Here is a 25,814-nt window from a genome sequence, read left to right on the forward strand (position 1 = left end):
GACGCGACAGGTTGGCCGATGTTTGTGCTATTCCACGATCCCCGCAGTCTCGACCACCGCGTGGAACAAGACGTCAGCACCCGCTTTGGCCCAATCCTTGGAAATCTCTTCTGCCTCGTTGTGCGACAGACCATCGACACAGGGGCACATGATCATCGCAGTCGGTGCGACCTTGTTGATCCAGCAGGCATCGTGACCCGCGCCGGAAATGATGTTTTGATGGGAATATCCGAGACGCTCGGCAGCGTTGCGAACCGCATCGACGCATCCCTTGTCGAATTCTACCGGGTCGAAACCGCCGACTTTTTCAAATTCGACGTCCAGTCCCATGTCATCGCAGATCTTCTTGGCGCCTGTCTTCAGGCGATCTTCCATATCCTTGATGACGGCGAGATCCGGAGAGCGGAAATCGATCGTGAAGACAGCCTTGCCGGGGATCACGTTTCGTGAATTCGGGAAAACCTCGATGTGGCCGGCAGCTCCCACAGCATGTGGAGCATGCGACCAGGCGATTTCATCGACCAGTTCCAGAATACGGGCCATGCCGAGGCCGGCGTTCTTGCGCATGGGCATCGGCGTGGAACCCGTGTGGCTGTCCTTGCCGGTTACCGTCACTTGCGTCCAGGAAAGGCCCTGGCCGTGGGTCACGACACCAATATCCTTGCCCTCGGCTTCCAGGATCGGACCCTGTTCGATGTGGAGTTCGAACATTGCGTGCATCTTGGTCTTGCGTGCACCGACTTCTTCATCACCAACCCAGCCGATGCGCTTCAACTCATCGCCGAACTTCAAGCCTTCGTGGTCGGCCCGGTCATAGGCCCAGTCCTGTGTATGCACACCTGCAAAGACGCCTGACGCAAGCATTGCCGGTGCAAAGCGAGTGCCTTCCTCGTTGGTCCAGTTGGTGACCACGATCGGGTGTTTGGTCTTGATGCCGAGATCGTTCATGGTTCGGATGACTTCCAGTCCGCCGAGCACGCCGAGAACGCCGTCATATTTGCCGCCGGTCGGCTGTGTATCGAGGTGCGAGCCGACATAGACGGGCAGGGCGTCCGGGTCTGTTCCCGGCCGCGTCATGAACATGTTGCCCATGGTGTCGACCGCCATGGTCATGCCGGCTTCCTCGCACCATTTCTGGAACAGCTTGCGGCCCTCGGCGTCGGCATCGGTCAGGGTCTGGCGATTGTTGCCACCAGCAACACCCGGGCCGACCTTTGCCATCTCCATCAGACTGTCCCAGAGGCGTTCTGCGTTGATCCTCAGGTTTTCGCCGGGGGCTGCCATGCTTGTGTCTCCTAAAACGTGTCTTTGTCTCTGGTCTTGCCGGATATCAGTCGATGGCGTTCAGCACGCTGCGCAGCTTGCCGAACAACTCGTCGATCTGTTCCTTCGAAATAATCAGCGGCGGGGACAGGGCGATGATATCGCCAGTCGTGCGGATCAGCAGGCCGTCGTCGTAGGCCTTCAGGAACGCCGAGAACGCCCGTTTCGTCGGTTCTCCTGCAATTGGCGTCAGTTCGATTGCGCCAATCAGACCGAGGTTGCGAATGTCGATGACATTCGGGCAATCCTTGAGCGAATGCAGGCCGTCTTCCCAATATTGAGCAAGGTCAGCCGCACGTGTCAGCAGGCCTTCTTCATCGTAGGTGTCGAGTGTTGCAAGAGCGGCTGCGCATGCGAGCGGATGCGCGGAATAGGTATAACCGTGGAACAGCTCAATCATGTGTTCCGGGCCGGTCATGAACGTATGATAGATGTCCGATGTACAGAACACCGCCCCCATCGGGACGACGCCGGACGTCAGGCCTTTCGCTGTTGTGACAAGATCCGGCGTTACACCGAAGAAGTCAGTCGCAAACGGTGAACCCAGACGACCGAAACCGGTGATAACTTCGTCGAAAATCAGCAGAATGCCATGCTGAGAGCAGATTTCGCGCAGGCGTTCCAGATATCCCTTGGGCGGGATCAGAACGCCGGTCGATCCGGCGACCGGTTCAACGATGACAGCTGCGATGGTCGAGGGATCATGAAGCTGAATGATACGGATCAGCTCTTCTGCATATTCTGCACCGTTTTCCGGCATGCCGCGGGAGAACGCGTTGCGCTCAGGATCGTGGGTATGGCGCATGTGGTCGACGCCGGTGAGCATCGTGCCGAAGGTCTTGCGGTTGGAGACGATGCCGCCCACCGATATGCCGCCAAAGCCGACACCGTGGTAGCCACGTTCACGGCCAATCAAACGGGTGCGAGTGCCCTGTCCGATCGCGCGCTGGTAGGCAAGTGCAATCTTCAGTGCGGTGTCCACGCTTTCCGATCCGGAATTGGTGAAAAAGACATGGTCCAGCGGGGAGGGCATCATGGCCGCGAGACGCGCAGCAAGTTCAAATGCTTTGGGATGGCCCATCTGGAAGGCGGGTGCATAGTCCAGCTCGGCAATCTGCTTCTGGACCGCTTCAACGACCTTGGGACGGGAGTGACCGGCGTTGCAGCACCAGAGGCCGGCCGTACCGTCGAGAACTTGGCGGCCGTCGGCGGTGGTGTAATGCATGTCCTTGGCCGACACGAACATGCGTGGGGCCTGCTTGAATTGCCGATTGGCCGTGAACGGCATCCAGAAAGCTTCGAGATTGTTGGTGGCAGCCTGGCTCGATGCTGACATACGTCCTCCTTGCGACCCTTCATGCTTGAAGCGGCCGACTGTTGCTGATTTGTGATGGAAGGAATAGCACGCGCACTGCGTCAACGGCAGTGCCGACTGCGCTGGTCCTCTCCCCACACTGTTCCCTGGCGTTCCGGATGGGCTTTTGCCTCTTTCCCGTTCGCCTAAATCCTCTGTCTGGCCTTGCAGCCGCCCCGGGTTGCCGGGATTCCCGAATTGGCCGATGGCTGCCGTTTGTTCAAGACATCCCCATTGCGAGGGACGGATCAATCGACTAGCCTTCTGACCATCTGGTCAATTTACCCTAGGAGGGATTTGACCAAATGGTCAAGATGCAAATCCGGTCGTCATGACTAATTTCTGGTCATTCCCTCCGGTGCTGAACTTGCCAGTTGTGAAATCGGCGTTTTTTCCGGAAAAATGCCGTGTGGTTGGGGTGTAGGGTTGCGACACTTCACGGCAGAAGACGGAACGGTAGATGGCGGATTTGGGCGAGCAGACGCAGGCATCCTTTAAATCAGGCGGGCTGAGCCGGATCCAGGAAAAGAACCGGTCCCTGATTCTAGAGGCGGCGCTTGGCGAGTTTTCCATGAAGGGATTTTCCGGCGCGACAGTTGAACGGATCGCTGCAGATGCCGGAATGTCGAAGTCCAACCTGCTCTATTATTTCTCCTCCAAGGAGGCGATCTATAGCGCGACGCTGGCCCATATCCTGGAGGTATGGCTTGCCCCTTTGAAAACGCTCAATCCGGATGGGGAGCCGGCGCAGGAACTGGCTGCCTATATTCGCCAGAAAATCGAAATGTCTGCCAGGTTTCCGGAAGCCTCAAAGTTGTTTGCCAACGAAGTGATGCAGGGCGCGCCACAGATATTGCCGATCCTGCAAACGGATCTGAAGCGTTTGGTGGCCGAAAAAAGTCAGGTGATCGAAGACTGGATTGCGGCAGGCAAGATGCGAAGTGTCGATCCTGTCCATCTCATCTTCACGATTTGGGCAACCACCCAGCATTACGCGGACTTTTCGGTGCAGATCAAGGCGTTGACCGGGAAGGACCTTTCCGACGCGGCCTTCCAGGCCGAAACGGAAGCCGCGGTGACGTCGCTTATCTTGAACGGTGTCGGCCTGAAGTTGCCGACCGAGAGCGATCAGGCGGTATGAGCGGCGAGACGGACGATCCCTTTGCTGCTTCAAAGATTGCGGTGACCGGACGCCTGTTCATCCTCAAGGATGATCTCACAGAAGATTTCATTCGCGCCTCCGGGCCTGGCGGGCAGAATGTCAACAAGGTCTCCACTGCAGTTCAACTTCGGTTCGACCTTGCCGGCAATGAAACACTTCCAGAAGACGTCAAGACGCGAGCGGCGAGGCTTGCAGGCAGCCGGCTGACTCTGGGTGGCGAGATCGTCTTGCAGGCGGATCGGTTCCGGACCCGCGAACGGAATCGCGAAGACGCGTTGGAGCGTTTGCTGGACTTGCTTCTTAAGGCTACGGAAAAGCCGAAACCCCGCAAGGCCACGAAACCGACCCTCGGATCCAAGAAGCGTCGTCTCGACGCCAAGAAACAACGTGGTCAGATCAAGAAAATGCGCGGCCGTTCAAGTGGTTATGACGGTTAACGGACGTAGAGCATGGCGTCGATTACAGGTCCGTGCCGTACATGTGCGCAGCAACCCTAGATATATTTACCTATAGTTCACGTTAAACAAGATTCAAGAAGATGTCGCTAGTGTGATACGGGAAAACACCTACCTAAAGGCGATTTCTTATGACGTTGTTATTGCCGCAAAGTGACTGCCGAGAAATCGTCGACGCGTTTAGTCGTTCACAAGCGATCATACAATTCAAACCCGATGGCACAATTTTGGAAGCGAATGAGAATTTTCTCAGGACCTTCGGGTATTCGTTGGATGAAATAAAAGGACGACATCACAGGATGTTCGTCGATCCGGACTATGCAAAGTCGTCCGATTATGAACGTCTTTGGAAGGCTTTGTCGAAGGGAGAGTTCCAGTCTGCTGAATTTGCCCGGATTGCCAAGGGAGGCAAGGGAGTCTGGATCCAGGCAACCTACAATCCGGTCATCAGCAGGTCGAGGACCGTTCGGAAGATCGTCAAGATCGCGACCGATATTACCGAGAAGAAACGAAAGGCGCTTGAAGCCCAGGGGCAGATAGACGCAATCAACCGATCGCAAGCTGTTATTCAATTTGACCTGGACGGCACGATCCTCGATGCGAATTCGAATTTCCTGAAGTCGCTCGGTTACGAACTTTCGGAAGTGAAGGGCAAGCACCACAGCCTGTTTTTGGATCCGGAAGATCGGAACAAGCCAGAATACAAGGCTTTCTGGCGCAAGCTTGGAGAAGGGGCTTACCAGAGCGGCGAGTTCAGACGCCGGCACAAGGACGGTAGGGATATCTGGATCCTGGCTTCCTACAACTCGATCCTCGATGCGGCTGGTCACCCGTTCAAGGTCGTGAAATTCGCGACCGACGTAACCTCCGAAAAGCTTCGAAACGCTGAATATGAAGGCCAGATTGCGGCAATCAGCCGTAGCCAGGCGATGATTTCCTTCACCAGGGAAGGGATCATTCTCGACGCGAACGAGAACTTCCTGCGTACGACCGGGTATTCTGCCGCTGAGGTGGTCGGTAAACACCACCGCATGTTTGTGTCACCCGATTACGCACAGAGCAAGGAATATGCCTCATTCTGGAAGGACCTGGGGGACGGGAAACATACGTCGGCCATCTATCAGCGTTACGGCAAAAGTGGCACTCCTATCTGGCTGCAGGCGACCTACAATCCCATCTTCGACGCGTCCGGTAGGCTCATCAAGATTACCAAGTTTGCCACCGACGTTACGCAGAACATGAAGTCACGACAGACAGCCATTGCGGCCGCCGAGGAGACACTTGGAACTGTTGAGCAGACAGTTGCTTCTGCCAGGGAAATTACCGGCTCTGCACAAGATGTGTCGCGTGGAATGGACGAGGCGCAGCGGGCGGTCGATGACATGCAAACCCGCTCCGAAGCAGCCGGAAGATCCACCGAAACTCTCCGCAACGCTGCGGCTTCCATGGACGATGTCGTTCAGCTGATTTCGAAAGTTGCGGATCAGATCAACCTTTTGTCTCTCAACGCAACGATAGAGGCCGCACGCGCAGGCGAGGCGGGACGAGGCTTTGCTGTTGTGGCGAACGAGGTCAAGGATCTCGCGAGCCAGACATCTCAAGCAACAACGCGCATTTTCGCCGAGATCGAGGAGATGCAGACCGTTGCGGGAGCTGTAGATGAAGCGCTGAAGGCCATCCAGTCGTCAATCACCGAAGTGCAGGAACTGGTTCAGGGAACATCAACTGCAGCAGAACAGCAATGCGCTGCGACTGACGAAATCAGCAGCAAGTTGATGCTTGCATCCGAAAATGTTGCGTCCGTCTGCAGCAATCTGGACAATTGGGTCGTCGGCATGGAAAACCGGCGGAAAAGCGAGCGAACCCGCGTGCATAAACATGCCGAAATCAGGTTTGGCGAAAATGAGAGCCTGCAGTGTTCGGTGAGGGACATTTCAGAAACCGGAGCACGGCTTCATCTGAAAAATGCCGGAAATGTTCCGAGCCAGTTCACTCTCCATTTCAACGATGGAAAGGCTGAAAGAAGTTGCCGCCTTGTTCGCAGGGATGGCGACAACATCGGCATAGAATTCGTGAAGAGTGTTCTTGCGTTGAGCGCATGACGGCCGTGCATCAGATATCCCGTTCTGCCCGGGTAATGCCGTGGGTGATCAGACGATCGATGATCTCCGGATAGCTGACGCCGCTTGCAGCCATCGCTTTGGAATACATGCTGATATTCGTAAAGCCGGGGATCGTGTTTAGTTCGTTCAGCAGGAAATTCATTTCCTGCGTCACAAAAAAATCGACACGAGCCATGCCGTCGCACCCCAGGGCCCTGAACGCCTTTGCCGCCAGATCCTGCATCCGGCCTTCGACATCGTGCGGCAAATCTGCGGGCACCTTCAAGGCCGCGCCATCTTCGTCGACATATTTTGCGTCATAGGTGTAAAAGCCATGGCTTTCGGCAGGAACAATTTCGCCCGGCCTGGAGACGAACAGCATGCCGTCGCTTTCCTCCAGGACCGCGAATTCGATTTCGCGGCCAAGAACGAACTCCTCGGCAAGAAGCTTGTTGTCGTGCTTGAATCCTTCCTTTAACGCGGCCTCAAAGTCGTCTGCCGTCTGAACCTTGCTGACACCAACCGAGGAACCCTGGCGGGCAGGTTTGATGAATACGGGCAAACCAAGTTCGCGCTTCAGGAGTTCGAAGTCCGGCACATCGTCCGGCCGAATTGTGAGTGATTTGGCCGTGGGGAGGCCGGCCTCGATTAGAAGCCGTTTTGCAAGATCCTTGTCGAGTGCATTTGCGGACCCTGCGATACCGCATCCAACGAGCGGAACCCGGGCCACTTCAGCAAGTCCCTGTACCGCACCATCTTCGCCATGGAGGCCATGAAGCACGGGAAAGACCGCGTCAAGCTTGGCAAAGTCACGAGGCAACCCGTTTTCATCCAATGCAACCACCCGGCCACGGCCACCTGGAACCGGACAGATTTCAATGCCAGTTGTCGGCCGTGCCAGATGTCCATTTTCAAAATTGCTCAACAGCCATTGTCCTTCACGGGTGACGTAGACCGGAACCGCGTCATACTTGGAAGGATCGAGCGCGCTCATGACATTTGTGGCGGAAAGAACCGAGACTTCGTGTTCCGCAGATCGCCCGCCAAACAGGATGGCTACACGCAGTTTTTGAGAAAGTTGGGCCAAAAAAGGTCTCCGATAGAATCGAATATTCAAATCAAAAGCTGCATCAGCGATAGCGCGATATTGTGGCTACGCAAAGTCTGGCTGGCGGCGTACTCGGGTCCAATTCACTGAGACGGGGTTTGGGCGCACGATAAGACAGTGTTGTTAGCAAATAGCACCGTTTCGCCAGGACGAAGGAGAGGGGGCAGGGATGGTATCTAGAAACACCATGCTGCCCGGAAAAACCGAACGGGTGCCTTACCTTGATGAACTGACCTTCAGGGGGAGTATCAAGCCCCATTGTGTCGCCTGAGAGCTACCAAACACTTCAAAACCCGCTTTCTTATACGCTGAAATGGCACGAGTGTTGTCCGGGTGGGGATCGGTCGCAACGACTGGAACGCCAGCCCCGAACAGTGCCTTCAGGTGCTGCGCGATAAACGCAGGGCCGTGCCCTTTACCTGTCATGTCTGCTTCGCCGATGTACTGATCGATGCCCCGAGATCCCTTGGGTAGCGAAAAAAAGTGGTGATCTTCCCAGCCGTGAACGCTGTAGTCCTGCAAGTAGGCGAAGGGGCGCTGGGTTGTCTCAACAATCCAGCGCTTGACCCGAGTGTCTTTGAGTTTTTGCGCAGTAAAGGGCTCGGCCGTGTCCCACCACTTACGGACATGTGGTCGCGACTGCCATTCCGCCAAGAGAGCTAGATCTGCCGGGGTCACTTCTCGAAAAGTGTAACGTTCGCTTGCTGACATATCAGAACAATATCATACAGACATAAGCACCGGCATCAGGCGCGTCGATACTGTGTGCGGTTCAGACTAGCTGCGAGAAGTGCAGTGTTTTCGGGGAATAACCTCGCAATAACAGCAGCTTATGAACTTGTGCGGGAAGGGGTATCCAATCCGGATCTGTGATCTGCCGGAGATGAGAGGCATTGTTTGAGGCAGGTTTTGAACCGCCGCAAAAGCCATGTTCACTCGGCAACGACTTCTTTTCCGGGGGCATTTGGCTGGCATAAGATGCTGATTTGATTAGATTTAATGGTAAGATTTGATTGGAAAAGCAACCGTGGACAATATGGAAATCGACCGAAACACAGTTGCGCTTCTCATACGCCAGCAGTTTCCACATCTTGACCATCTACCAATTGAACCGGTTTCCAAACAGGGCTGGGACAACGCCACCTTCAGGCTCGGTGACGCTCTTTCCGTGCGTTTGCCACGAAATGAATCCTATGCCGAAGCAGTGAAGAAAGAAGCGCGTGCGCTGGCTGTCTTGGGTGAGCATCTGTCCGTTGAAGTGCCGAGTGTCGTCGCTGTCGGCCAGCCAAGCGAGACATTTCCGCTACCGTGGTCGATAAGGCGTTGGGTCGAGGGAGATACACTTGAAAGCGCTGACGGTGTAAATCCGGAAACATTCGCGGTTTCGCTTGGTAAAACCCTGTGTGATTTGAGAGCGATCGATACGGGTGGCGGATTCATTGCAGGCAAGCACTCATTCTATCGCGGTTGCCATCCCAGCGCTTACGGCGACGAAGTTCAAAAGAGTTTGGATATCCTCGGCAGCAAGGTGGACGCAGTGCGGTGCCTTGAGGTCTGGCTGCGCGGCATGACGTCAGCCTGGACGGCCAGGCCCGTCTGGTTCCACGGAGATGTAGCGATCGGAAACATCATCGTCACCAATAGCGTCGTCAAAGCTCTCATAGATTTCGGAACCTGCGGTATCGGTGATCCTGCCTGTGACTTCGTTATGGCCTGGACGTATTTCGATCCCGAAAGTCGGAAGATTTTCCGGGATGCGTGCCTGGTAGACGATCAGACCTGGCAACGGGCCAGAGCATGGGCGCTCTGGAAAGCTCTGGTTTGCATGTCCGGTCTTTCAAACCCGGACACCGATGGAACGCAAGCCAAAGCTCTGCAAGCTATCTGCAATGACCTCGACTAGCCAACACAGCCAAGGTCCAGCGCTTGAGCGGTGGTGAGAAAGCCCGATAGGTGACATTTGTTGCTGGGAAGGTGGAGGGCTCCCAATCCTCATCACTAATTCGCATAATCAATATTATGGAACTTTTATAGCTGAGCGTGTTTGCCACGCTTTGCCAATGCCTTAGTGTCGGATCCGGTTGGCGTTACCTGTCAGTTTGTGTTGCGGAGCGTCATTCCGCCCGTCAGTCGTGCTGTCGTAAAGATCAATCGCTGTCGTTCGCGTCGATCACCTTGCGAGCGATTTCAAAGGAAAAGCCTGCCCGGCACATTGCAGCCAGATCCTTGTCGCGCCGGTCATCTCGCGTTCGTGTGGTTCTGTATTGTCCAAGCCGTCTGCGTCTTGCGAAGATCCGAGCGGCTTCCTCGTCGCTGCGTTCGTCTTGTGCCAGCACCGTGTGTATCGTTTCTCTGTCAACGCCTTTGGCAGCCAACTGAGCTTCGATTTTTCGCGTTGAGCCACCACGGCGCCGCAGCCCGGCAGTCTTGGTTTCCGCGTAGGTCTTGTCGTTGACGAGACCTGTCTGAACGCATTTTTCAACGACTGCATCGATCAGGTCGGCATAATCGGCGGGCTCGAGTTCCAGGCTCATGCAGGCTTTCAAAACCTTGCGTTCAAGAACCTTGCGAAGATTGGCGGCCGATGTCGCATAGCGTTCCAGGTAATGAAGCGCAGACTTGATCAGCCGATCTTCCGTCGGTTGTTTGTAGCGTGGCTTACCAGCCATCGGTGGTTAGAGCGCTTTCTTTGCCTGTGCCTGTGTCTTCAACGGAAAGGAGCATACCATCATAGGCAGGTTCTATGGTTTCAGGCAGTTCCGCTGACAGGACTTTGTAGTCCAAGTCATTGTGAAGATTGGTGAAAATGGTGCGTTTGGGAGCAATTCTGGAAGTCCAGGACAGCGCATCCGCCAGGCAGAAATGGCTTGGATGAGGTCTGCGGCGCAAGCAATCCAGGATCAGAAGATCCAGGTATTTCAACTGGTTGAGGCTGTTCTCCGGAATGTCCGAGACATCGGGGATGTAAGCTGTGTCACCAATGCGAAATCCGAGTGCATTGATCTCTCCGTGGACAACCTCGAAAGGGTCGAAGGTGATCGGACCGCCGTTTCCCTCAATGGTGACTGCTGTATCCGGACGAAGATCACGGCGTTCCAGAATGGGCGGATAGTTGGAGCCTGCCGGTGTTTCAAAGCAGTAGCTGAACGCTGTGAGTGCCCTCGAGCTTGTCGCTTCGTCCATATAGACGGGAACTCTTTTGCCGGATTGCACCCAAAAGGCCCGCAAATCGTCGATACCGTGCAGATGATCGGCATGCGAATGTGTATAGACAACTGCGTCCAGGTGCTTGACGTTGGCAGCCAGCAATTGCGACCTGATGTCGGGTCCGCTGTCTATCAACACCGTTGTGCACTCGTTATCCACACGCTTTTCCACAAGAAGCGCACAGCGGCTGCGGCGGTTCTTCGGTTCGCGGGGATCGCAATCACCCCAATCATTGCCGACACGCGGCACGCCTCCGGAAGAGCCGCATCCTAGAATGGTCAGCGTCAAGGTCATGAAGCAATCGCTTTTGTCTGCAGGTTCTGACGAGGCACCTTGCTGAAGAGCCTGAAGAAATTCTCTGTGGTCTGCCGAGCTATCTCTTCTTCCGAAACGCCCCTGGTTTCCGCCAGAACCGCTGCAGTCATCGCTGTATAGGCTGGTTCGTTGCGTTTGCCGCGTCTCGGCTGCGGTGCGAGATATGGGGCGTCGGTTTCCACCAACAACCGGTCAGCCGGCAATTCACGGGCAATGTCACGGATCTCTTCCGAGCGCTTGAAAGTCAAAATTCCGGAAAAGGACACATAAAGGCCAAGCTCTATTCCGGTCAGTGCAAGGTCTCGGCCGGACGAAAAGCAATGCAGCAGGGCCGGGAAGGCCCCCTTCCCCATTTCTTCGCGCAAGATGGCTGCCATATCGTCATCCGCGTCGCGTGAATGAATGACCAGTGGCAAGCCGGTGCGCCGTGCGGCTTCTATGTGGATGCGAAGGCCTTCCGCCTGTGCATCGCGTGGGGCCTTGTCATAGAAGTAGTCAAGACCGGCCTCGCCGATGGCGACCACCTTGGGATGGTTCGCCAATTGCACGATTTCATCGGCTGGAATGCCGCGCTCCGTGCCGGCGTTGTGCGGATGGGTGCCAACGGAACAATAGACTTCCGGATATTCCTCGGCGATTGCCAGAACCTGGTCAAACTTGCGGATGTGGGTGCAGATGGTAACCATCAGTTCCACGCCGGCCGCCTTGGCCCGCGCGATCAGATCGGCACGTTCACCTTCAAAATCCGGGAAATCGAGATGGCAGTGGCTGTCGACAAGCATTGAGGATCCAAATGAGTTTGATCGGTATGGCGCATATAGGTGTTGTTGCCGCCTTTTAACAAGAGAATCGGGGCTTGCCCAAGTCACGAACTCTCGCTTGTGACGATTTCCAATCTGTGTTGCCGCCTGGTGGGCCTTGACGGGTCAGGCTGCGCGCAAAGCGAAGAAAAAATCCAGCACGACCTGTTTCTTGTCGAGATTGAGCGCGTCCGCATCCCGGATCGCCTTGTTCATTTTTTCCCAGATCTCGACGATCCCGTGTGCGTCACGCACACCCTTGCCAAGATCCCGGCGCATACGGTCATGCAGCCAGATCTGAACGATGTGCTGGAAGCTTTCCCAATTGTCGGATTGGCCGCGTGCGGCCACCAGGTCCGCCAATGCATGTGCAGCGGCCAGATCGAGCTGTTGCGGACGGTCGGCGAGCTGACGAACGCCCTTGGCTATTGCAAGACCATCTCCCGAAAGCAATGTGATGGCAGATCGCAAGCTGCCGTCGGCTGTCTGAGCGAGTTCACGAAGGTCATCCGCCGAGGCAACCGATCCGCCAGACAGGTCCTGCAGGCCCTGACCGACCTCCTGCTCGCTTAAGGGATCCAGATCGAGGCGCCGGCATCTGGACCGGATTGTCGGCAGCAGCCGGCCTGGTGCATGGCTCAGCACCAGGAACAGGCATCGTTGCGGTGGTTCTTCAAGGATCTTCAGGAGCGCGTTGGCGGAACTGATGTTCATGTCGTCCGCAGCATCGACAATGCAGATCCGCCAGGCCTTGGCGGATGCTGTGGTACCGAAGAAGGAAACGGTTCTGCGCACCTCATCCACCGGCAGGTCGGCTTTGAACCGTTTGGATTTCTCGTCCCAGGGGCGACGCAAATGCAGAATGTTCGGATGCCCGCCTGCCTTCAGCTGTCGGGACACTGGATGGTCGGGCGCAACCGCAAGGTCGTGCGCGGCGGCAACCTGCTGTCCGAATCTGTCCGGATTTGCGATCACGAAACGCGCGAAACGAAAGGCAAGCGTCGCCTTGCCGATCCCCTTCGGACCGCCCAGGATCCAGGCATGGTGAAGTCGCTCGGACCTGTAGGCCTCCAGAAGAGCCTGTTCCGTTTTGGTGTGTCCGATCAGGATGTCCCGCTCATGGGGCAACGGATAGCCAGGAAGAGCATCAACTTCAGGAATGTCGATCGGTGCATTGGCACGGGCCATCAGTGCGCCTCTTCAGCAGTGACGCCCGATGCGCCGCCTTCATTCAGGTCGCCGGCAAAGGTTTCCTGCACGGCATTGCGAATGGCCGTTTCGACCTCAGCAGGCTCCCTGGCACCGTCGATCACGGCAAATCGATAGGATTCGCTTCTTGCGAGTTCGAGAAAAAGCTCACGTCTTCGCTGATGAACCTTGAGCTCTTCCCCTTCGAACCTGTCCGGGCCACCGCTGTCATCCGTGCGAGAACGTTCCGCTACACGTCCAAGCCCGACTTCTACCGGAACGTCGATGAGGATCGTCAGGTCGGGATAGATGCCGGCAACAGCGGCCGTTTCCAGCAGTTTCAGATAGTCGCGATCAACGCCCGCCTCGCCCTGATAAACCCAGGTCGAATCGGCATAGCGGTCGCAGAGAACCCAGTCGCCACGCTCCAGCGCCGGTTTGATGGTGGTATCGACATGGTCCGCGCGTGCCGCGGCAAAAAGCATTGCTTCGCCGCGAGGACCGAGGTCCTTTGCGCCGCCAGACAACAGCATTGCACGGATTTTCTCAGCCCCTGGCGAGCCGCCTGGTTCGCGGGTTACGACAACGGATAGCCCCAGACCTTCAAGATAGGTTTTCAGGCGGGCGATCTGGGTCGATTTTCCGGCCCCCTCGCCACCTTCAAAGGTAATGAAATGTCCTGGCACCCTATCCCGGCTCCGCTAGTTCTTGTTGGTCTTTGTCACCGGCTTTAGCAGCAATTGCAATCTTTGTGCACCGTTTACCCGATCCAGCCGAACAGCAGCTCCTGCAGGCCGTCCAGAGCCCTGCCGATCATGGTGCCTTCCGCAACAGCGCCACCGGTTACCAATGGAGAGCGGTAGACGATCCCATCCTTGCCGATTACCCGGATTTCGCCAACCTGCTCTCCAGCGTTGACTGGTGCGGGGAGCGGTCCGTTGTAGATAACGCGTATCCTGTAATCGAGTGTGCCACCTCGCGGCAGGAGCACGTCAACGCTTTTCTCGGACACCAGCGGAACACTGCTGGTCACACCGCCAAACACCCGGCCGTCTGCAACAACATCGCCCGCTGAAAACAACGTCTGAACGGAAAAATACTCCCAGGCGCCTTCGATGACCTCCTTGAGTGTCTGAAGACGGTGTTTGTCCGACGAAAGACCCGCAACCGCAGCAATAACTCTGCGCCCATTCCTGTCCACCGAACCGAGGCCGGAATATCCTGATTCTGCATCATTGCCGCCGCCGAGGCCGTCAAGGTTGCGGATTTCACCGAGCAAGGGGTTCTTGTTGCGCTGGAAAATCTTGTTCCAGGTGAATTCCGGGATAGCGAACATCGGATAAAGATCCGCGTGGCTCTCCAGAATGTACTCCGCAAGCCTTGCCTGATCACGGACAGTGGTCTGGCTTGGGACCTCCGGATAGCCAGTCGGGTTGCCGAAGCGGCTGTTCTTCATGCCGATGGATTGCGCGAATTCGTTCATGCGCACAGCAAACGCTTCTTCGGACCCGTCCAGGCATTCGGCAAGCACGATGGCGGAATCGTTGCCATTGTGAACCAGCAATCCCTTGAGCAAGTCTTCTACCGAGATATCGGATTTGATTGCGGCGAACATTGTGGCACCACGACCCGAGGGAGCGCCGCCGGTTCGCCAGGCGTGTTCGCTGACCTTGCAAGTCTGATCAAGCGAGAGATCGCCTTCTTTCACAGCCTTGAAAACCGTTGCGGCTGTCATGACCTTGGCGAGAGCGCCGGGAGCGAACGGCTGGTCAGGTTCCTTGGCAAAAAGGATTGTACCGGAGCCGGGCTCATAGAGGAAAGCCATCGGAGCTTTCGTCACGATTGTTTCGGCTGCATTCCCTGAGAGAGCGAACGCAGAGACGACAAAAAAAGCAGAAAGCGCCCCTCGCCCTACAAGGCGACGAGACGCTTTCAAAAATCCGGGTACAAAATATGCGGAGGCCATGAACCGCTTGCCCTATTTATAGATACAGGCGCGGCGTGTGGAAGATGCCGGACCTACTCCGGGTTCCGGGCCGATTAGCCGTCGTTTTCCAGTTTGACCACCAGCTCACGCATCGAAAGGCCCGTGTCGGCCACATTTGAAAGCAGCGAATGCGCGTCGGAAATTCGGCGGTTCGCTGCAAATGAGGAAATTGCACTGCCTGACACGAGACCTGCGGACGTTCCCGGAGCCGGGACGCGCAGCACGCCGAGTGCTCCTTCCGCGGGCGCAAGACCCGGAGCGGAATAGGCCGATTCGACCGGCTCGAAGCGGTTGTTGGACGCAACTTCGATTGTCGGCTTGCCGGCTTCGAATGCCTGCGCCGGATCGAAGGCAACCGTCAAGGTGGTCTGCTTCGCCCGGAAAGCCGTGGTCGTGGATGCGGTGGTCAGATAAGGACGTGCGCTTGGCGCCGGAACAGCTCCGAATGTGACCTGCGGTGTGATTTGCTGAGGCGCAACCTGCTGCGGTTCGGCCTGTGCCAGCATTGTGCCCGGCATTGTCGCGCCAGGTTCGACCGCACCTGGGCCACGGTAAGAGGCCATAAGGAAGCCTTCGTCCTGTCCGTGCAGCGGTGCACGGCCGACGTACTCGACCTTTACCTTGCCGATGCCGGCGCTCTTGGTGCCAAGCATCGTTGCCGCGCGCTCAGACAGGTCGATCACGCGGTTGCCGTGGAATGGGCCGCGATCATTGACGCGAACGATCATCGAGCGGCCGTTTTCCACATTCGTCACGCGGGCATAGGACGGCAGCGGCATCGTCGTGTGCGCAGCTGTAAGGGAGTTACGGTCGAAAACCTCGCCGTTGGCTGTCTTGCGACCGTGGAAAGTCGGCCCATACCAGGAAGCCAGGCCGGTCTTCTTGTAGTCCGGATCTTCCTTTGGGTAGTACCACTTGCCGGCAATCTTGTATTTCTTGCCGACGATATAGCGTCCGCCACCTTTCGGCACGGGTTGGCCTTCGGCAACCATTTTCGGGCTGCCTTTGACACCATATTTTTCCGGGCTGAATTTTGATTTCTGCTGCTGCGGCGCGGTGCTGCAGGCTGCCACGGCCGAAACCGCTGCTGCCACAATCAATCCCGTGCGCAACTGGGCGCTGAGTTTCCGTGCAGGACGCGATTTACCATCAAGCGTCACAGCTGGTTCCCCTGAAGACGTTCCTGCCACCTGGTTTGTCACCCGGCAAGATTTCCCGCCTGTCCCTTGCATACTGCCGTCCTACTCACTTACGCGCTGGCGGCCCCCCAGCTCACGCGATCATTCCGGCGTGTGGTTCGGTCCACACCGGTTTTCAAGGCATTGTTCCGATCTTCAGATCAGTCCCCGCAAGACGCACTAGCCCCCGCTGCACATCCCGCATATGCCCTTGTTAAAGCGTAGTTTTATTACTTCAAAGTAAACTGCCCGTCGAGGCCGCCGCGTTGCCCAAATTCAACTCTCCACCGGATTCAGGCGACCCGAGGTTCATTTCTCGAAGGCTGTTTGTTGTAACAGTCTGAAATATATAACTAAAAACTGCGTCAATTTGCCTGCTGCCGGCTGTTGCGCACAGGACACAGGTGAGAAGAAATCGTCATTCGGATCAGTTGTGACGTACATCACATTCAGACCTGTCAAATCAGCCTAGGGTGAACTCATTGCTGATGACCGCCCTGTCACAGCAATGCTGGACCCCACCTCCAGCTTCGGCCGCCGGTTCAAAACCCTGCCCACGACACCGGACCGGCGGCCCCTACCCTTTGGCGATGTTCCTGCGCCCGCACTGCCCGTCCTGCCCCTGTGTGCAAGCGGCGCGGGAACATCCCAAAGGAGTTCGCTTCCCCCGCACATCCACACGATTTCGCCCGCCTGAACTTCATGCTGGTGATTCCGGCTTGACTTTCCGAGTTAGAAAAAGGAAACGGTTTGCACAGCCGGGCCGCCAAGGCGCCGGCATGGTGAGGTGGCCGAGTGGTTTAAGGCAGCGGTCTTGAAAACCGCCGTGCGTGAGAGCGTACCGTGGGTTCGAATCCCACCCTCACCGCCATTCTTTTCCCAGCACATTTCAAATTGATCCCGCCGCTCGTGCACGTGTGCATTGGTATCACGCGTAATTTGATGCAGATTTCTCTTTCCCCTATCATCTGATCCGGAGGAACCGTCGCTTGTTGCGGCGGCGGCTACTGGGAGGAGATAGCCGGCATGTCAGTGATGCACGAGCCCTGGCTTGTTGCGCTGTCCCTGGTGATGGCCTTTCAGGGCAGTTTCGTAGGCTTGAACCTTGCCGTTCAGGTTCGCAGCGCGATTGACCCGAGACGTCGGCTGTTGCTTGCAGGGGCAGCATTGACCGTCGCCCTTGCCATCTGGTCCATGCATTTCGTCGGAATGCTGGCAGCTCGTTTGCCTGTCGCCGTTGATTTTCTCGTTCTGCCGACACTGCTGTCGTTTCTCGTCTGTGTACTCGTTGTCGGTATTGCTGTTTTTGCAGCGAGCAATGCGCGGCTGACCCCGATTCGCCTCGGTCTCTCCGCCTTCGTCATGGGAAGCGGTATCTGCACCATGCATTATCTGGGCATGTACGCCTTGCATGGTTCGCTGCAAATGGAGCACGACCCGGCCTACGTTTTTGCAAGCTTCCTGATTGCCTTCAACGCTGCCGGTCTCGCCATGTGGCTGTTGTTCGGTCTGGGCAGGCGCCCTCCTCTCGTCTTTTCGGCAGCGGTTCTGGCGCTTGCGATTGCGGCCATGCACTACACGGCCATGGCAGGATTGACCTATGAAACGCTGCAACCGGTTTCAGGTACTCTTGCGCCAGCCCTGAGCCCCGGAATGTTGGCGATTCTCGTTTCCTGCGTAGCATTTCTGGTGTCGGGCCTGTTCCTGCTAGCCCTCGTTCCAGCCCAGGAAGACCAGACCGATCGCGGCATGGTCAGGAACCAGATGTCAGAGGAAGAGCTGCGTGCGGCAAATGAAGACAAGCAGGGCCAGTCAGCGGAAGCCGTAATGGCTGTCAGCGTCAAATCCGCATCCGGATTGCAGGCGGCGGCTCAAGCGGTCCGGCCTGGTCAGCCACTTGGCAAGGGAATGCTGCCGATCGAGCGGGACGGCCAGAAGACCAAGATCGGTGTGCTGGACATATATGCCATTCACGCGGACGCTCATTACACACGTCTTTACGATGGCAGCAGAGAATTCTTCTGCCCCCTATCCATCAGTGAAGCGGAACAGCAGCTTGATCCGCGCACATTCAACCGTGTCCACCGCAGCCACATCGTCAACCTCAGCCGCGTTGTCAGCTACAAGCGCTCCGGTGACGGTGGTGTTCTTATCCTTGCTGGCCAGGCGGGGCAGAGTGTTCCTGTCAGCCGGTCTCGTTGGGGGCGGGTGAAAGCGCGATTGAAGGCGCTTGGGCAAAACAGGCATCAAAGCCACGCGGGCCATGAACAGCCCGCTGCCGCCCAATAACCAGATCATCGGTTAGGTTCACTTTCGGTGTTGCAGTGCATGCAAGACCGCAAAATACGCCGTTCGTGCAAATGCGCATCAAACGGACACTCTTCATGGTGGTGGCGTGTGCGGCCTGGACCCCTATTGTAAGCTATTGTAATTACCTTTCTTTCTCGAAATCATCTGAATTTAAGCCGTGAAATGCGTCAGAAAAGCTGTCGCATTTCGTGCAAGGCGGCACGTCATCCGTGTGGCCAGACAGGTTGTTTGTGCAAGCGTTCTTGAGTGTGCGCCGCACTGTTCCGCACCCTTCTCAAACGTGAACAATTCGGCCGTTTCCAGCGTCCGGACACGACGTTGCCGGTGGAAGGCGAAACCAATCGCTTTTCGGGAAGACCGGCATCCGGCCCTGAGGTGGCCGGCAGAGGGAGGAGAAAGACGTGATACCTGGTGCATTCACCTATCACCGGCCATCGTCCGTGGCGGAAGCTGTCGCGATCCTGGTCAGCCATGGCGACGAAGCGCGGCCCCTGTCCGGTGGCCATAGCCTGATCCCCATGATGAAGTTGCGCATGGCAGCGCCGGAACATCTGGTCGACCTTGGTGGCATTGCCGATCTCAAAGGCATTTCCCACGACGGCGGCACGATCACCATTCGCGCCATGACCACGCAGCATGAGCTGATTGCCTCGGATCTCTTGGCGTCAAAACTGCCGATCATTCGCGAAACGTCGCTTCTCATTGCCGATCCGCAGATCAGATATGTCGGCACCCTTGGCGGAAATGTCGCCAATGGTGATCCGGGCAACGATATGCCGGCGCTGATGCAGTGCCTTGATGCGACCTATGTTCTGACCGGGCCGGACGGCGAACGAGAAGTGCCTGCACGCGATTTCTATGAGGCAGCCTATTTCACGGCCCTTGCGCCTGAGGAAATTCTGACAGCCGTTCGTATACCCGTCCCGCCTGCAGGGCACGGCTATGCCTATGAAAAGCTGAAGCGCAAGGTTGGCGACTATGCGACAGCCGCAGCTGCCGTGGTCCTGACGTTGGAAGGTGGCAGTGTGTCCTTCTGTTCGATTGCGCTCACCAATGTCGCGGATACACCGCTTTTTGCGCAGGAAGCCGGAGAGATTCTGGCTGGTTCGACGCTCGATACGGCATCCGTTGCCCGCGCGGTCGCGGCGGCTGAGGCGATCACCGAGCCCGCTTCGGACGGACGTGGACCTGCAGAATATCGCACCAAGATGGCAGGCGTGATGTTGCAGCGGGCGCTCGCAAAAGCCGCATCGCGCGCATCCAGCTGAACCAGGATCGAGGGAAACGACTATGAGCGATATTGAACAGATCCCGGTCACCATGACCATCAATGGCAAGAAGGTGCAGCGTTTTGTTGAGCCGCGCACGCTTCTGATCCATTTCCTGCGAGAGGATCTCAACCTCACCGGGCCGCATATCGGTTGCGAGACTTCTCACTGCGGTGCCTGCACGGTTGAGCTGAACGGCATGTCCGTGAAGTCCTGCACCATGTTTGCCGTTCAGGCAGACGGCGCGGAACTGACCACCATCGAAGGCATGGCCAATGCGGATGGTACCTTGTCCGCGCTTCAGGAAGGCTTCCGGCAGATGCACGGGCTGCAGTGCGGCTTCTGCACGCCGGGAATGATCCTGCGTGCACACACGCTGCTGAAGGAAAACCCGAACCCCACGGAAGAGGAAATCCGCATGGGCATTTCGGGCAATCTTTGCCGCTGCACCGGTTACCAGAACATCGTCAAGGCGATCCAGTACGCCGCTGCGAAGCTGAATGGCACCGAATTTCAGGAGGCTGCAGAATGAACGACATGACCCCGACACGGGAACAGCGCGAAGCCGCCCTAGAAGGCATGGGCTGCAAGCGCAAGCGTGTGGAAGATATTCGCTTCACGCAAGGCAAGGGCCAGTATGTCGATGATGTGAAACTGCCCGGGATGGTGTTCGGCGATTTCGTCCGTTCTCCCTATGCCCACGCCAAGGTTACGAAGATCGACGCGTCCGAAGCGTTGAAACTGCCTGGCGTGATCGCCGTCCTGACGGCGGAAGACCTGAAAGGCGTCAATCTTGCGTGGATGCCGACACTCGCCGGTGACGTGCAGATGGTGCTGGCCGATGGCAAGGTGCTGTACCAGAACCAGGAAGTCGCCTTCGTGGTGGCCGAGAACCGCTATATCGCCGACGATGCCATTCAACTGGTGGAAGTCGAATATGAAGAGCTTCCCGTCTTGACGGACCCTTTCAAGTCGATGGATCCGGACGCTCCGGTTCTGCGGCCGGATCTCGACGGCAAGATGGAAGGCGCACACGGGCCGCGCAAACACCACAACCACATCTTCACCTGGGAAGTTGGCGACCAGGAGGAAACCGACAGAGCCTTTGCTGAAGCCGATGTCACCATCAAGGAGCTGATCTCCTATCACCGCACGCACCCCTCACCGCTCGAAACCTGTCAGTGCGTTGCATCGATGGACAAGATCAAGGGCGAGTTGACGGTCTGGGGAACGTTCCAGGCACCCCATGTCATCCGAACGGTGGCCTCTCTGCTCTCGACTATTCCGGAGCAGAAGATCCATGTGATCGCGCCGGATATCGGCGGCGGTTTCGGCAACAAGGTCGGGGCTTACCCCGGTTACATCTGTGCCATCGTTGCCTCCATCGTCACCGGAGTGCCGGTGAAGTGGGTCGAGGATCGGATGGAGAACCTTTCGACGACGTCCTTTGCTCGCGATTATCACATGACGGCGGAAATCGCTGCGAAGAACGACGGTACCGTCACTGGTCTCAAGGTGCATGTTCTGGCTGACCATGGCGGCTTTGATGCCTGTGCCGATCCGTCGAAATGGCCGGCTGGTTTCTTCAACATCGTGACCGGTTCCTACGACTTCCCGGCAGCGCATCTGGCTGTCGACGGGGTCTATACCAACAAGGCACCGGGCGGCGTCGCCTACCGCTGTTCGTTCCGTGTGACGGAGGCGGCCTATTGCATCGAGCGGGCGATGGATATCCTGGCCCAGAAGCTCGACATGGATCCGGCGGACTTGCGGATGAAGAACTTCGTCAAGCCGGAACAGTTCCCCTATCACTCGGCCCTTGGCTGGGAATATGACAGCGGCGACTATCACACCGCCATGCAGAAGGCGATGGACACGATCGGCTACCGTGAACTGCGCGCTGAGCAAAAGGCCAAGCAGGAAGCTTTCAAACGGGGGGAAACCCGTGAGATCATGGGCATCGGCGTGTCGTTCTTTACCGAGATCGTCGGTGCCGGACCGTCGAAGAATTGCGATATCCTCGGTGTCGCGATGTTCGACAGTGCGGAAATCCGCGTGCACCCGACCGGCTCGGTGATTTCCCGCATGGGCACCAAATCGCAAGGCCAGGGGCATGAAACCACCTGGGCGCAGATCATCGCCACGGAAATCGGCATTCCAGCCGCCGATATCATGGTGGAAGAAGGCAACACGGATACCGCGCCCTACGGTCTGGGGACCTATGGTTCACGCTCCACACCTGTCGCCGGTGCCGCGATTGCGCTTGCGTCTCGCAAAATCCGCAACAAGGCGCAGATGATCGCGGCGCACATGCTGGAAGTTTCCGAATACGATCTGGAATGGGACGTGGACGGCTTCCAGGTGAAAGGCAATCCGCAGGCACGCAAGTCCATGAAGGAGATTGCCTGGGCTGCCTATCACGCTCCGCCGCCAGGCATCGAACCGGGTCTTGAAGCGGTCAGTTATTATGACCCGCCCAACATGACCTATCCATTCGGCGCCTACCTCTGTGTAATGGATATCGATGTCGACACCGGAGTTGCAAAGACACGGCGGTTCTATGCGCTGGACGACTGTGGAACCCGGATCAACCCGATGATCATCGAGGGACAGGTCCACGGCGGTTTGACCGAGGCCTTTGCCATCGCGATGGGTCAGGAGATCCGCTACGACGAGATGGGCAACGTGCTGGGGGCGTCCTTCATGGACTTCTTCCTGCCGACGGCGGTCGAAACACCGCATTGGGAAACGGATTTCACTGTCACCCCCAGCCCGCATCATCCGATCGGAGCAAAAGGCGTAGGCGAAAGTCCGAATGTCGGTGGTGTGCCGGCCTTCTCCAATGCGGTCAACGACGCCTTCAAGTTCCTCGGATCGACCCATATCCAGATGCCGCATGACGCCTGGCGTATCTGGCAGGCGGCCAAGGACCTGGGTGCGCACGCATAAAGCACTTCTTACCGCAGGCTGGCTCCTCCAGGACAAAGCCTGCGGTGATGTTCCGGTCGTCCTCTCGTGACTGATTCTGGATCAGCACCTGAAAGACGATGGATGCGACCTTCTCACCGAACGGACCAGCATGACCCAGACCAAGGATCAGATAGCGCTTCAGCTCGCGGATGCCGGTTATATCGCGGACGAAGGTCTTGCGACGGCACTCCTCCTGACTGGAATGCTCGGGCGGCCACTGCTTCTGGAAGGTGAAGCCGGTGTCGGCAAGACGGAAGTGGCGAAGGCTCTGGCGCGTCTTGAGAACACCGATCTTATCCGCCTGCAGTGCTATGAGGGCCTCGACCGTTCTGATGCCATCTACGAGTGGAACTATCAGCGCCAGCTTCTGGCCATCAAGGCGCGGGAAGGATCTGGCGACAGCGCGGAAACTGTCGAGGAAGCGATTTTCTCCGAGAAATATCTTCTGGAACGCCCGCTTCTGGCGGCCATCCGAAAGGACGTGCCGCCGGTTCTGCTGATCGATGAAATCGACCGGGCGGATGAGGAATTCGAGGCATTCCTGCTTGAGATCCTGTCTGACTTCCAGGTGTCGATCCCGGAACTCGGAACGGTTCAGGCAGTTACAATCCCACGTGTGGTTCTGACCTCAAATGGTACACGCGAACTGTCGGACGCATTGCGCCGGCGTTGCCTTTATCATTTCGTCGATTACCCCTCGCCCGACCGCGAAACACGAATTCTGCTGGCGCGTGTCCCGGATCTGGATGCTGCTCTCGCCCAACAGATCGCCGAACTCATGAACAAACTGCGCAAGGAAGACCTCGTGAAGGTTCCAGGCGTTGCCGAAACCATAGATTGGGCGGCGGCTCTTCTCGGCCTTGGGGCCAAAAACCTGCACGAGAGCCGGGAGCTTGTCTTTGAGACGCTGTCTTGTGTCCTGAAAACCCGGGAGGACAGTGCCCGTGTCAGCCGCGAAGTTACCGACAGATTGCTTGGAAAGGTGGCCTGAGCGATGTCCGGCCTAAGCCTTGAAACTAGCGCAGACATCGGCCCGGTCCTGAGGCTGCGGCTGGCAGGGTTTGTCCGCTCACTTCGTGACAGCGGCTTCAAGGTCGGATTGGCCGAGACCCGGGATGCTAGCCGGTTGCTGTGTTCGCGGATGATTCAGCGCCCCGGAAGCTTGAAAGCGGCCTTTCGCAGTCTTTTTTGCGGACGCTTGTCCGACTGGCAGCGTTTCGACGACATCTTCGATGCCTATTGGATCGGCAAGGGTGTCAAATCTGGCGTGAAGGTTACCGGGACAAGTACGCGCAAGGGCATGAAGACCATTCGCGAGCTGATCGATGCAAGTGGTAACCGTCAGGAGACAATTGCAGGCGATGTCGAACGCCTTCCCGGCGAAGAGGATGAGGCGACCGACGACGCTCCCTCCGGACGCCGGGAAGGTGCGAGCATTGCCGAAAACCTCGGCAAAGTGGATTTTCGACATCTCACCGATCCGGAGGCGGTGCAACAGGCACATGAGCTGGCCGAACGGCTCGCACGGGCAATGCGCATAAGACTGACCCGCAGGGATCGTCAGAAGCGAAAGGGCCGAAAGCTGGATCTTCGCAGAACCATCCGGCGTTCTATTGCACATGGTGGGATCCCCATAGATCTTGTGCGTAAAGGCCCACGTGAGAAACAGTTGCGATTGGTGATCCTGCTCGACGCGTCCGGGTCCATGAACAACTACGCGGGTGTCTTCACTCGGTTCGTGCACGGTTTGCTTGATAGCTTCCGCGAAGCAGAAGCGTTTCTTTTTCATACCCGTCTTGTGCATGTCTCCTCAGCCCTTTCGGAGCGGGACGCCGGCCGTGCTCTCGATCGCATGGGGCTGATGGCGCAAGGGATCGGTGGCGGCACGAAGATCGGCGCGGCGCTGGCCGACTTCAACAGATGGCACGCCGCCCGGGTCGTCCACTCGCGCACCTGCGTCCTGATCCTGTCTGATGGCTACGACACAGGCACGCCGGAAGCACTTGGCGATGAGATGGCAAGGTTACGGCGGCGCTGCAGGCGCATTGTCTGGCTCAACCCGCTGCTTGGCTGGCAGGGATATGAACCGACGGCCGGAGGCATGGCTGCTGCCCTGCCCCATGTCGATTTCTTCGCGCCAGCCCATAACCTCGCCAGCCTTGAAGCCCTTGAGCCTTATCTTGCGAGACTTTGAACAATGGGAGATGTTGAGATGAAGCATTCCTTTCCCGTGTCCGGCAAAGAGGCCGCGCCAGAGGTCGTGCAGGACCTGCCGCGCCTGATGAACCGATTGCAGGGTGACAACGAACCTTTTGTTCTGGCAACCGTTGTACGCACCATATCGGTGACCGCGGCCAAGGCGGGCGCGAAAGCCGTGATCGACAGGAATGGAGACATTGTCGGCGGCTGGATCGGCGGTGGCTGCGCAAGATCGGCTGTCATCAAGGCGGCAAAGTCCGCTTTTGAAGATGGTCAGACACGATTGATCTCTCTTCAACCGGCGGACCTGTTGGCGGAGATCGGCGTGGAAGCCGGTGAGGAGCGCGAAGGCATTCAGTTTGCCCGGAACATGTGCCCGAGCCAGGGAACCATGGATATTTTCATAGAACCGGTTCTGCCGCGGCCCACGCTTGTCATCTACGGCGCCAGTCCGGTTGCCGTTGCCCTTGCGAGCCAGGCGCCTTCCATCGGATTTGACCTGACCTTCTGCGCGCCTGCCGAAGACCTGTCCGTATTTTCAGGTGCCGGAAAAAGAGCGGAAGGGTTTGACAGTCCCGTTCAAAGCAACGGGCAGATCTACTCCATTGTTTCGACCCAGGGACGCGGCGATCTGGCGGCCCTGAAGGCAGCTCTTCTTACGGATGCGCGCCACATCGGGTTTGTCGGTAGCCGCCGAAAGATTGCAGCCCTAAAGGCGAAATTGCGCGAGGAAGGCGTAGCGGATCAGACCCTCGACCGGATCAAGGGGCCCGCAGGCCTTGATCTGGGAGCCATTGCACCGGAAGAAATTGCACTCTCTATCCTGGCGGAACTCTTGATGATCCGCCGCAGCGGACACCGCCAGACCAACATCCATCACGTTTGACC

22 protein-coding genes and 1 tRNA gene are annotated in these 25,814 nt (G+C 57.3%); 12 read left to right on the forward strand and 11 right to left on the reverse strand.

Going from position 1 to position 25,814, the window contains the following annotated elements; genetic code table 11:
* Positions 1 to 27: 27 nt before the first annotated feature.
* Both Q666_RS56480 and Q666_RS56485 read right to left on the reverse strand, forming a co-directional pair.
* Positions 28 to 1,284, reverse strand: coding sequence for a Zn-dependent hydrolase (locus Q666_RS56480; RefSeq protein ID WP_022998596.1), 1,257 nt, complete (start codon positions 1,282 to 1,284; stop codon positions 28 to 30).
* A 46-nt stretch (positions 1,285 to 1,330) separates the two neighbouring features.
* Positions 1,331 to 2,659: an aspartate aminotransferase family protein gene (locus Q666_RS56485; RefSeq protein ID WP_022998597.1), complete on the reverse strand. Its 1,329-nt coding sequence runs from the start codon at positions 2,657 to 2,659 to the stop codon at positions 1,331 to 1,333.
* A gap of 478 nt (positions 2,660 to 3,137) precedes the next feature.
* On the opposite strand from Q666_RS56485, the gene Q666_RS56490 reads away from it, so the two are divergent.
* The 3 genes from Q666_RS56490 to Q666_RS56500 all read left to right on the forward strand — a co-directional run bounded on the left by Q666_RS56490 (position 3,138) and on the right by Q666_RS56500 (position 6,396).
* Positions 3,138 to 3,818 carry a TetR family transcriptional regulator C-terminal domain-containing protein gene (locus Q666_RS56490; RefSeq protein WP_022998598.1) on the forward strand — a complete coding sequence of 227 codons (681 nt, stop codon included), beginning with the start codon at positions 3,138 to 3,140 and terminating at the stop codon, positions 3,816 to 3,818.
* A complete protein-coding gene (arfB, locus tag Q666_RS56495; protein WP_022998599.1) occupies positions 3,815 to 4,276 on the forward strand; it encodes an alternative ribosome rescue aminoacyl-tRNA hydrolase ArfB in 462 nt (153 codons plus the stop codon). The genes Q666_RS56490 and arfB overlap by 4 nt, the downstream gene beginning before the upstream one ends.
* Positions 4,277 to 4,425: 149 nt before the next feature.
* A complete protein-coding gene (locus Q666_RS56500) occupies positions 4,426 to 6,396 on the forward strand; it encodes a PAS domain S-box protein (RefSeq protein ID WP_031268477.1) in 1,971 nt (656 codons plus the stop codon).
* Positions 6,397 to 6,406: 10 nt separating this feature from the next.
* Here the strand turns inward: Q666_RS56500 and Q666_RS56505 are convergent, their stop codons facing one another.
* Positions 6,407 to 7,483: a D-alanine--D-alanine ligase family protein gene (locus Q666_RS56505; protein ID WP_022998601.1), complete on the reverse strand. Its 1,077-nt coding sequence runs from the start codon at positions 7,481 to 7,483 to the stop codon at positions 6,407 to 6,409.
* Positions 7,484 to 7,720: 237 nt separating this feature from the next.
* Positions 7,721 to 8,215: a GNAT family N-acetyltransferase gene (locus Q666_RS56510; protein ID WP_023014592.1), complete on the reverse strand. Its 495-nt coding sequence runs from the start codon at positions 8,213 to 8,215 to the stop codon at positions 7,721 to 7,723.
* Positions 8,216 to 8,540: 325 nt separating this feature from the next.
* On the opposite strand from Q666_RS56510, the gene Q666_RS56515 reads away from it, so the two are divergent.
* Positions 8,541 to 9,407, forward strand: coding sequence for an aminoglycoside phosphotransferase family protein (locus Q666_RS56515; protein WP_031268479.1), 867 nt, complete (start codon positions 8,541 to 8,543; stop codon positions 9,405 to 9,407).
* 244 nt (positions 9,408 to 9,651) lie between these two features.
* Here Q666_RS56515 and Q666_RS56520 read toward each other — a convergent pair whose 3' ends face one another.
* The 7 genes from Q666_RS56520 to Q666_RS56545 all read right to left on the reverse strand — a co-directional run bounded on the left by Q666_RS56520 (position 9,652) and on the right by Q666_RS56545 (position 16,101).
* Positions 9,652 to 10,173: a RecX family transcriptional regulator gene (locus tag Q666_RS56520; protein WP_022998604.1), complete on the reverse strand. Its 522-nt coding sequence runs from the start codon at positions 10,171 to 10,173 to the stop codon at positions 9,652 to 9,654.
* Positions 10,163 to 11,005, reverse strand: coding sequence for an MBL fold metallo-hydrolase (locus Q666_RS56525; RefSeq protein ID WP_022998605.1), 843 nt, complete (start codon positions 11,003 to 11,005; stop codon positions 10,163 to 10,165). Before Q666_RS56525 ends, Q666_RS56520 begins: the two co-directional genes overlap by 11 nt.
* Positions 11,002 to 11,808, reverse strand: a complete 807-nt coding sequence (locus Q666_RS56530; protein WP_022998606.1) for a TatD family hydrolase — start codon at positions 11,806 to 11,808, stop codon at positions 11,002 to 11,004. The genes Q666_RS56525 and Q666_RS56530 overlap by 4 nt, the downstream gene beginning before the upstream one ends.
* Before the next feature lie 144 nt (positions 11,809 to 11,952).
* On the reverse strand, positions 11,953 to 13,014 hold the full coding sequence (locus tag Q666_RS56535; RefSeq protein ID WP_022998607.1) for a DNA polymerase III subunit delta': 1,062 nt from the start codon (positions 13,012 to 13,014) through the stop codon (positions 11,953 to 11,955).
* Entirely contained in the window at positions 13,014 to 13,700 is a 687-nt protein-coding gene (tmk, locus tag Q666_RS0133865; protein WP_022998608.1) for a dTMP kinase, read from the reverse strand. Before tmk ends, Q666_RS56535 begins: the two co-directional genes overlap by 1 nt.
* Before the next feature lie 74 nt (positions 13,701 to 13,774).
* Complete coding sequence (locus Q666_RS56540; RefSeq protein ID WP_208984167.1) at positions 13,775 to 14,854, reverse strand: D-alanyl-D-alanine carboxypeptidase family protein; 1,080 nt, start codon at positions 14,852 to 14,854, stop codon at positions 13,775 to 13,777.
* Between the two features lie 200 nt (positions 14,855 to 15,054).
* Positions 15,055 to 16,101, reverse strand: a complete 1,047-nt coding sequence (locus Q666_RS56545; protein WP_022998610.1) for a septal ring lytic transglycosylase RlpA family protein — start codon at positions 16,099 to 16,101, stop codon at positions 15,055 to 15,057.
* Between the two features lie 859 nt (positions 16,102 to 16,960).
* Between Q666_RS56545 and Q666_RS56550 the strand changes: the two genes are divergently transcribed.
* The 8 genes from Q666_RS56550 (at position 16,961) to Q666_RS56585 (ending at position 25,812) form a co-directional block, all read left to right on the forward strand.
* A tRNA-Ser gene (locus tag Q666_RS56550) sits at positions 16,961 to 17,050 on the forward strand.
* Positions 17,051 to 17,205: 155 nt separating this feature from the next.
* The gene (locus Q666_RS56555; protein ID WP_022998611.1) at positions 17,206 to 18,468 is read left to right on the forward strand and encodes an MHYT domain-containing protein; all 1,263 of its coding nucleotides are present in this window, start codon (positions 17,206 to 17,208) and stop codon (positions 18,466 to 18,468) included.
* Between the two features lie 422 nt (positions 18,469 to 18,890).
* A complete protein-coding gene (locus Q666_RS56560) occupies positions 18,891 to 19,757 on the forward strand; it encodes a xanthine dehydrogenase family protein subunit M (protein ID WP_031268484.1) in 867 nt (288 codons plus the stop codon).
* Positions 19,758 to 19,788: 31 nt separating this feature from the next.
* Complete coding sequence (locus tag Q666_RS56565) at positions 19,789 to 20,289, forward strand: (2Fe-2S)-binding protein (protein ID WP_031268485.1); 501 nt, start codon at positions 19,789 to 19,791, stop codon at positions 20,287 to 20,289.
* A complete protein-coding gene (locus Q666_RS56570; protein ID WP_022998614.1) occupies positions 20,286 to 22,706 on the forward strand; it encodes an aerobic carbon-monoxide dehydrogenase large subunit in 2,421 nt (806 codons plus the stop codon). Before Q666_RS56565 ends, Q666_RS56570 begins: the two co-directional genes overlap by 4 nt.
* Before the next feature lie 130 nt (positions 22,707 to 22,836).
* Positions 22,837 to 23,718, forward strand: a complete 882-nt coding sequence (locus Q666_RS56575; protein ID WP_022998615.1) for a MoxR family ATPase — start codon at positions 22,837 to 22,839, stop codon at positions 23,716 to 23,718.
* 3 nt (positions 23,719 to 23,721) lie between these two features.
* A complete protein-coding gene (locus Q666_RS56580) occupies positions 23,722 to 24,921 on the forward strand; it encodes a VWA domain-containing protein (protein WP_022998616.1) in 1,200 nt (399 codons plus the stop codon).
* 87 nt (positions 24,922 to 25,008) lie between these two features.
* A complete protein-coding gene (locus Q666_RS56585) occupies positions 25,009 to 25,812 on the forward strand; it encodes an XdhC/CoxI family protein (RefSeq protein WP_051990187.1) in 804 nt (267 codons plus the stop codon).
* Positions 25,813 to 25,814: the final 2 nt, after the last annotated feature.

Source organism: Labrenzia sp. C1B70, assembly GCF_000475395.1.
Taxonomy (GTDB): domain Bacteria; phylum Pseudomonadota; class Alphaproteobacteria; order Rhizobiales; family Stappiaceae; genus Roseibium; species Roseibium algicola.